Source organism: Limnohabitans sp. MMS-10A-192 (genome assembly GCF_003063335.1).
Taxonomy (GTDB): domain Bacteria; phylum Pseudomonadota; class Gammaproteobacteria; order Burkholderiales; family Burkholderiaceae_C; genus Limnohabitans_A.
In genome coordinates this window covers 22,322-29,760 of the sequence record NZ_NERX01000013.1, presented here as the reverse complement: position 1 = coordinate 29,760, position 7,439 = coordinate 22,322, and the positions used below count along the sequence as shown (strand labels likewise).

Genomic DNA, 7,439 nt, shown 5'->3' with positions numbered 1-7,439 from the left:
CCGCCCGAGTGACAAACTGCTCACCTTCTTGGATGCTCTGTGATTATGCCGACCGCAAAGCAGCGTGCTCCACCACACAGGCCGAGTTGCTGATGTTGGTCGGCATAACCAGGACATCGGCGTAATGAGATTGCCATCCGGTGGCCTCGCAGATTTGCGTGATCGTTGCGCCCTCGGCTCGTTTGAGCATCGCAATCACCTGGGCTTGCTTGCTGTTGTCACGCGTGCGTGGCTTGGCTTCAGGACTTGCTTCAGCAGACTCAATCACCGCGTCCAGAGCCGCCATCGTGATGGGCGCTCGACGCGGCATCCCAAGTGCTTCGTAGCCTTCAGCGGCTACAAACCAATGTGTGCCGTCGGTCGTGATCAGCGCCCGGTTGAAGAGGCTGTCGAGAACTTTCTTTCTGGCACCGCCCTTGAGGGTCTCGGGAAACCAGACCAACTTGCCATCCGTGTTGACGGCGGCGTGGTTGAGGATCTGTTGTTGCGATGCGCTCAGTTGCGCTTTGGCTGGTGTGGTCATGTCGATCTCCTGATTACTTTTTAGCTTGGGTTTGTGAAGGGCTGGCAGCGGCGTTGCGGCCTGCCTCAAAGGCGGCTTGCAACGCGGTCTTGATGGCCCAGACGCTTACGTCATGGAAGTCGAGGCTGTCGCTGCTGCGGGTCTCAAGGGTTGCGAAAAACAAGTGGTCCAGCGCGATTTTCTGGAGTTGCTGGTCTCGGGTGCTGTTGCTCATGATTGTTTTTCCTTTGGGTTGTTGCTGGTGTTTGTATGAACGCTCTGAACACAAGTAAAGCCAAGTCCTGAACCCACAAGACCCGCAAATAGTTGCGAACATTCTTAAGACTGTCGACTTCATGCCACTGTCAGCGCCAACCCCTTGCAGACACCCCGGTTGTGGTGCTGTGTTGGCAAGGCCTGGGTATTGCGATACCCATCGCAAAGCGGTGCACCGTGACTACGGTCGTGCCCGGCGCAGCTTCGATGCGGAGCTGGGCTTTTATCAATCAGCCCAGTGGCGCGCGGTACGTGCCGCGTTCTTGCGTCAGCACCCGGTGTGCGGCGCGTGTGAGCAACGTGGTCGCGTGGTGACAGCCGTCGTGGCTGACCACGTCACGCCCCTCAAGGACGGCGGTGCGCGCTTTGACACGGTCAACCTGCAGGCACTGTGCGTCTCATGTCACAACCGAAAGACGGCACGCGAGACCGCAGCTCGGCGCTGACCACTCCTCCGCAGGGGGGTAGGGGGTCTGAATCTCTACAGATGGCGGCCAGAGATGCGTGCGCCTGCACAGATTTTTGCGCGTGCAAATTGAAAACATTTTTTTGAAGAATTGAGTCCACCCCCATGGCTGGTCGTAAGCCGCTTCCGCTGGCAATCAAACAGATCAAAGGCACCGTGCAGAAATGCCGGACCAATCCCCACGAGCCTCGGCCCACCACGGCGCTGTGCACGCCGCCCGAATACATGAGCGACGTGGCCAAGGAAGCCTGGAACTACGCGGTGGCCAATTCCCCGCCCGGACTCTTGTCCGCGCTGGATGGTGCAGTGCTGGAACGATGGGCGAACTGCTCTGGTCTGTACCGTGAGGCGCTGGCCAAGATCAATCGCGCCGGTGTCTCGGGGATGATCATCAAGACACCCAGCGGTATCTTGCGTCGCTCGCCACTGATGGATGTGATTCGCGAACTGGCCATGGAGATGAAGGTCTACGAGACCGAGATGGGTTTCACCCCAGCGGCACGTTCACGGATTTCGGCACCCAGTGACGCCCCAAGGGATAACGACCCTTGGGCCGACATTGCGGGTTGATGCAGATGGCAAAACATGACTACGCCGCTATCGCACGCCAGTACGCCAAAGACGTTGTTGCCGGGAAAATCCTGACCTGCAAGTGGGTCCAGCGCGCGTGCGAACGCCAACTGGCAGACCTGAGCCGGTTCAAAGGCAAAGACAGCCCTTATCGCTTCAACCCGAAGCTCACAACCAAGGATGGCCGGGCGTTTCACCCCGCCGATAACCTGTGCGCGTTCATTGAGCGCCTGCCTCACGTCAAGGGGCCGCTGGCAGGCGAGACGATCAAACTGGAACCCTGGCAGGTGTTCATCCTGACCACCGTGTTCGGCTGGGTCAAGCCCGACGGCAACCGCCGCTTTCGGCGCTCGTACATTGAGGTGCCGCGTGGCAACGCCAAGTCAACCCTGTCGTCTGCGCTTGCGCTGTACATGCTGGCTGCCGACGGTGAAGGCGGTGCCGAGGTTTACTCCTTGGCCACCACCCGCGACCAGGCGCGTATTGTGTTTGGAGATGCCCAGACCATGGCACGCAGGTCACAGGGCTTTCGCAGCCGGTTTTCTGTCAACGTCGGTGCGCACAACATGAACGTGCTGCAGACCGGCTCCAAGTTTGAAGCGCTCTCAGCTGAAGGCTCGACGCTTGATGGCTTGAACATTCACTTTGGCTGCATCGATGAATTGCATGCCCACAAAACCCGCACCGTCTATGACGTGGTGGAGACCGGTACCGGCAAGCGAGACAACTCGCTTCTGTGGGTGATCACCACCGCAGGCAGCAACCGCTCTGGCATTTGCTACGAGGTGCGCACCTTTGTAACCCGGTTGCTCGATGGCGTGTTCGAGGACGACAGCCAGTTTGGCATCGTCTATGGCCTGGATGACGGGGACGACTGGACAAGCGAAGACTCGCTGATGAAGGCGAACCCCAATTGGGGCATTTCGGTGCGCCCGGAAATTCTGGGACCGCTGCAGGCCAAGGCCATGCAACTGCCCAGTGCGATGAACAACTTCAAGACCAAACACTTGAACGAGTGGGTCAATGCCGACACCGCATGGATGGACATGCGCTCCTGGGACGCCTGCGCTGATCAGGACCTGGACATCGAGTCCTTTGTGGGCCAGCCCTGCTGGGTGGGCCTGGACTTGGCCAGCAAGACAGACATTGCGGCCTTGGTCATTGTGTTTGCCCATCCCGAGATTGCTGACGCATTCGCTGTCTTTGGCAAGTACTACCTGCCAGAGGACACGGTCAATGCCAACGGCAACAGCCAGTACCCCGGTTGGATGCACACGGGCAGGCTGACTGTGACGCCGGGCAATGTGATTGATTTCAGTTGGATTGAAGCGGATCTGAACGATCTGTCTTCGCGCTTTGCGGTGCAGGCAGTCGCGTTTGATCCGTTTCAGGCGACGCAACTCTCGACCCGAATGATGAGTGAGGGTCTGCCCATGATTGAAGTGCGTCCAACGGTGCTGAATTTCTCAGAGCCGATGAAAACGCTTGAAGCCTTAGTGCTTCAAAAGAAATTGGTTCACGACGGTGACCAGGTGCTCGGCTGGATGGTCAGCAACGTGGTGGCCCACCTGGACGCCAAAGACAACATTTACCCACGCAAGGAGCGAGCAGAAAACAAGATCGACGGCATCGTGGCACTGATCATGGCGCTATCGCGCGCGATCAAACCGGGCGACTCGGTGGTGCTGGGATCCGACTACGAGTTGATGTTGCTCTGAACTGATGGGACTGTTTAGCTTTTTTGATCGCTTTCGCGGATCCGGTGAACCCCGTGCCTCCAGCGGTGACCGCAGCCCATACGGCGAATTTTGGTTTGGGTCGGTCTCCGCTCGGACTGGCAGCGGCATGCGCGTCTCGCCTGACAGCGCGCTGCGCCTGGCTGCGGTGTACGCCTGTGTGCGCATCCTGGCTGAGACCATGGCATCGCTGCCTTTGGTGGTTTACCAGCGCCGCGCGGATGGCGGCAAGGACAAGGTCACGGACCATTGGCTTTATCGCTTGATGGCCAAGCGGCCGAACCGGTTTCAAAATCCTTTCGAGTGGCGTGAGATGCTCCAAGGCCACCTGGCTTTGCGCGGCAACGCGTACAACCAGATCATCACCAACCCGCGCGGCGAGATCATCGAGTTGATGCCGATCCATCCGGACAGGGTCAAGATCGAGTTGCTGTCCTCTGGTGAATACCGCTACCGGGTTACTGACCGGGCGGGTACCGAGGTCATCATGCCCAGAGGTGATGTCTGGCACCTGCGCGGCCTGTCCTCAGACGGCTTGATGGGCATGAGCCCGATTGAACTTGCCCGAGAAAACCTGGGCATGGCGCTGGCCGCCCAGGATTACGGCGCACGCTTCTTTGCCAACGACGCCAAGCCGACCGGCGGCTGGATTGAGTTTCCCGGCTCGTTCAAGGACAACGAGGCCAAGAAGGTGTTTCGTGAGTCCTACCAGCAGGCGCAGTCTGGTGCCAACCGGGGCAAGGTCCTGGTGCTGGAAAACGGCATGAAGTTCCACGAAGTGGGTGTCACCAACAAAGACGCCCAGTTTCTGGAGCTGCGTAAGTTTCAGATCACTGATATCGCCCGGCTGTTTCGCGTTCCGCCGCACATGATTGCCGACCTTGAGCGCGCAACGTTCTCCAACATTGAGCAGCAAAGCCTGGAGTTTGTCATGCACACCATGACACCCTGGGCTGAGCGCTGGGAGGCCAGCATCGAATCGGAGTTGCTGCTTGAGGGCGATGACATCGAGATTGAATTTGACTTCGCCAACTTGATGCGCGGCGATGCCGCCAGCCGCTCGAGCTACTACCAAAGCGGGATCCAAAACGGTTGGCTCACGCGAAATGAGGCGCGTATTGCAGAAAACCTGAATCCGATTGACGGGCTGGATGAGCCGCTGCGCCCCTTGAACATGGTTGAAGAAGGCTCGGCCGAAGATCTTGAAGCGGATGCAGAGGCTTCAGAACCACCAGCCCAAGAAAAGGCTGAGCCTAAAGACGACGCAGATGACACCGCCGCAGCCCGCTTGTCGGCCGTTGTGGCGAGCGCCGCTGAACGATGGGCACGGCGCATCAGCCGCGCCGGAACGATTGATGACAAAGACATAGCGCTGATCGCCGAAGCACTGGCCGTCTCACCTGATCGTGCAGCTGCATGGGCTCACGCGATCAGCGCTAAACCGATAAATGAAGCAGAGCTGACTCAATCATTGATTGCACTGGGGGAAACACCTTGAACCAACAACTTCTGATCGCCGAGTTTTTGGCGACACCCTGGGCTTTGATGCCCGAACGATTGAATGCCGTTGCTGCCGTGCTTGCACGCTGGTCGCGCAACACGCCCGCAAGTGAAGACGTGATGCAACGCATCGCAGCAGATCGCAGCGCCCGTGAGGCCCGGCGTCAGTCCAATCAGGTCAATGGAGGCGGTGCTGGAAACGGTATAGCTGTTTTGCCGCTCTATGGCATGGTCACCCAGCGGGGCAATATGGTTGATGACGTCTCAGGCCCGGGAAGTGTCAGCACCCAGCAGTTCGCTGCAAGTTTGCGTCAGGCACTCACAGACGAGAGCGTGAGTCAGATTCTGATCGACATCGACAGCCCCGGGGGCAGCGTTTATGGCGTTGCAGAACTCGCCGATGAAATCATCAGCGCCCGGGCGCAAAAGCCGGTCATTGCCATTGCCAACAGTCTGGCTGCCTCGGCGGCCTATTGGATTGGCGCTTGTGCCTCCGAGTTTTATGTCACCCCCGGCGGTGAAGTGGGATCTATCGGCGTGTGGCAGGCGCACCAGGACTACAGCAAAGCTATGGATGAGGCAGGCGTTAAAACCACGCTCATATCGGCGGGCAAGTTCAAGGTCGAGGGCAATCCTTACACCCCGCTGGACGAAGACGCACAAGCCTTCATGCAATCCCGCGTTGACGACTACTACGCAGCGTTCACCAAGGCAGTTGCCAAGGGTCGTGGGGTCTCCATCGCCCAAGTACGTGATGGCATGGGCCAGGGCCGTGTACTAGGTGCCGAAGCCGCCCTTGCCAGCAACATGGTTGACGGCATTGCCTCCCTGGATGACGTGGTGCGCAAGATGCGCCGCAACGCCAAAGTACAGAACAAACCGCAGGCCTCGCGTCTGCTGCAAGCGAGAAATTCGCTGGCCTACCTTTGATTTTGCGGGCTGTGCTCCGTTGAGCACAGCCCTTCATTGATACGACCCGTCGGTCGTTCCCCAACCAGCCACTGACTCCTTCGGGATGCGGTGGCTTTTTCATTTCTGGAGAACCCTTTCATGAGTAAACAAATGCGCGAGCTGCAGGCTCGCAAATCCACCCTGGTTAAAGAGGCCCGCTCGCTGACCGACCGCGCTGCTGCAGATAACCGCGACATGAGCGATGAGGAGGTCAGCGCATTTGATGCGTTGAAGGCTCGCATCGAATCAGCTTCAGCCGCAATTGACCGTGAGGCCAGTCTGATCGCTGAAGAAGCGCAGATGGCCATGCATCAGCCCCGGAGTGCGCACGTGACCGTGACTGACAACCGCCAGGCTGATCCTATGCATGGCTTCCAGTCAGTAGGTGAGTTCATGCAGGCCGTCTACCAGGCAGAAAAACCCGGCAAGTCTCTCGACGATCGCTTACTGATTGGCGGTGGCCGTGGTGCTGTCGCACCCGGCAGCTTTGCCAACGAGTCGTCGGGTCAGGACGGCGGCTTCATGGTGCCACCCCAGTTCTCGCAGCAGATTTTTCAGCTCTCGCTGGGCGAAGACTCGCTTTTGCCAATGACCGATAACGTCGAGATCTCTGGCAACAGCATGGCGTTCCCCAAGGACGAGACCACCCCCTGGGGCACCAACGGTATCCGCGCCTACTGGCAGGGCGAAGCTGCCTCAGCCATTGCCACCAAGCCGGTCCTGGGTCTTGCTACTTTGCGCCTGAAAAAACTCATGGCGCTCGTGCCCACCACGGACGAGTTACTGGATGACGCCAGCGCACTGACCAGCTACCTGCCCGACAAAGTGGCGACATCCATTCGCTGGAAGATGAACGAGTCCATCCTGTTTGGCGCTGGCAATGGCGTGCCTGTAGGTGCCTTGAGTTCAGGCGCTACGGTCACCGTGGCCAAAGAGGCAGGCCAAACGACACAAACACTTGTGCCTCAGAACCTGGCCAAGATGATTGCCCGCTTGCCGACTGGCTCGTTTGCCAATGCGGTCTGGATCGTTAACAACGATGTGCTGCCAGCGCTTTTCACGCTGACGCTGGGCAACTACCCGATCTACATCCCGACGGGACTGACGGTGGGTGGAATTCAGGTCTCCCCGTACGGCACGCTCTTGGGTCGCCCGGTGTTTGTGTCTCAACACGCCAACACCTTCTCTGCGCAGGGTGACATCTTGCTGGTGGACCTGAAGTACTACCAGACGATCACCAAGTCCGGCGGTATGCAGACCGCTACCTCCATGCACCTGTACTTCGATGCCGATCTCACGGCGTTTCGCACGACCTTCCGCATGGACGGCCAATCCAAGATCGTCTCCCCCATTGCGCCAGCCAAGGGCAGCGCAACCATGTCCCCCTTCATCCAACTTGGCGCGCGCTAAGCCGCCGGACCCTACAAGGAAAAACCAT

The 7,439-nt window shown here is 58.8% G+C and carries 8 protein-coding genes; 6 read left to right on the top strand and 2 right to left on the bottom strand.

All coding sequences use genetic code 11. From position 1 onward, the window contains the following. Positions 1-43 precede the first annotated feature (43 nt). Both B9Z43_RS16590 and B9Z43_RS16585 read right to left on the bottom strand, forming a co-directional pair. A complete protein-coding gene (locus B9Z43_RS16590) occupies positions 44-523 on the bottom strand; it encodes a DUF3489 domain-containing protein (RefSeq protein ID WP_108327029.1) in 480 nt (159 codons plus the stop codon). Between the two features lie 13 nt (positions 524-536). Further along, positions 537-737: a hypothetical protein gene (locus B9Z43_RS16585; protein ID WP_108327032.1), complete on the bottom strand. Its 201-nt coding sequence runs from the start codon at positions 735-737 to the stop codon at positions 537-539. 211 nt (positions 738-948) lie between these two features. Here B9Z43_RS16585 and B9Z43_RS16580 point away from each other — a divergent pair, with 211 nt between their 5' ends. The 6 genes from B9Z43_RS16580 to B9Z43_RS16555 all read left to right on the top strand — a co-directional run bounded on the left by B9Z43_RS16580 (position 949) and on the right by B9Z43_RS16555 (position 7,411). Then, positions 949-1,224, top strand: a complete 276-nt coding sequence (locus tag B9Z43_RS16580; protein WP_158270145.1) for an HNH endonuclease — start codon at positions 949-951, stop codon at positions 1,222-1,224. Between the two features lie 125 nt (positions 1,225-1,349). Next, complete coding sequence (locus B9Z43_RS16575; RefSeq protein WP_108327027.1) at positions 1,350-1,814, top strand: phage terminase small subunit P27 family; 465 nt, start codon at positions 1,350-1,352, stop codon at positions 1,812-1,814. A 5-nt stretch (positions 1,815-1,819) separates the two neighbouring features. Beyond that, on the top strand, positions 1,820-3,532 hold the full coding sequence (locus B9Z43_RS16570; protein WP_108327031.1) for a terminase large subunit: 1,713 nt from the start codon (positions 1,820-1,822) through the stop codon (positions 3,530-3,532). Between the two features lie 127 nt (positions 3,533-3,659). Then, positions 3,660-5,048: a phage portal protein gene (locus tag B9Z43_RS16565; protein WP_199222334.1), complete on the top strand. Its 1,389-nt coding sequence runs from the start codon at positions 3,660-3,662 to the stop codon at positions 5,046-5,048. Further along, positions 5,045-5,980, top strand: a complete 936-nt coding sequence (locus B9Z43_RS16560; RefSeq protein WP_108327025.1) for a S49 family peptidase — start codon at positions 5,045-5,047, stop codon at positions 5,978-5,980. The genes B9Z43_RS16565 and B9Z43_RS16560 overlap by 4 nt, the downstream gene beginning before the upstream one ends. Before the next feature lie 120 nt (positions 5,981-6,100). Beyond that, positions 6,101-7,411 carry a phage major capsid protein gene (locus B9Z43_RS16555; RefSeq protein WP_108327024.1) on the top strand — a complete coding sequence of 437 codons (1,311 nt, stop codon included), beginning with the start codon at positions 6,101-6,103 and terminating at the stop codon, positions 7,409-7,411. Positions 7,412-7,439: the final 28 nt, after the last annotated feature.

Excerpts from the sequence above, each read along its gene's own strand:
- B9Z43_RS16590 (WP_108327029.1), bottom strand. The coding sequence starts at position 523 with ATGACCACACCAGCCAAAGCGCAACTGAGCGCATCGCAACAACAGATC.
- B9Z43_RS16585 (WP_108327032.1), bottom strand. The coding sequence starts at position 737 with ATGAGCAACAGCACCCGAGACCAGCAACTCCAGAAAATCGCGCTGGAC.
- B9Z43_RS16575 (WP_108327027.1), top strand. The coding sequence starts at position 1,350 with ATGGCTGGTCGTAAGCCGCTTCCGCTGGCAATCAAACAGATCAAAGGC.
- B9Z43_RS16570 (WP_108327031.1), top strand. The coding sequence starts at position 1,820 with ATGGCAAAACATGACTACGCCGCTATCGCACGCCAGTACGCCAAAGAC.
- B9Z43_RS16565 (WP_199222334.1), top strand. The coding sequence starts at position 3,660 with ATGCGCGTCTCGCCTGACAGCGCGCTGCGCCTGGCTGCGGTGTACGCC.
- B9Z43_RS16555 (WP_108327024.1), top strand. The coding sequence starts at position 6,101 with ATGAGTAAACAAATGCGCGAGCTGCAGGCTCGCAAATCCACCCTGGTT.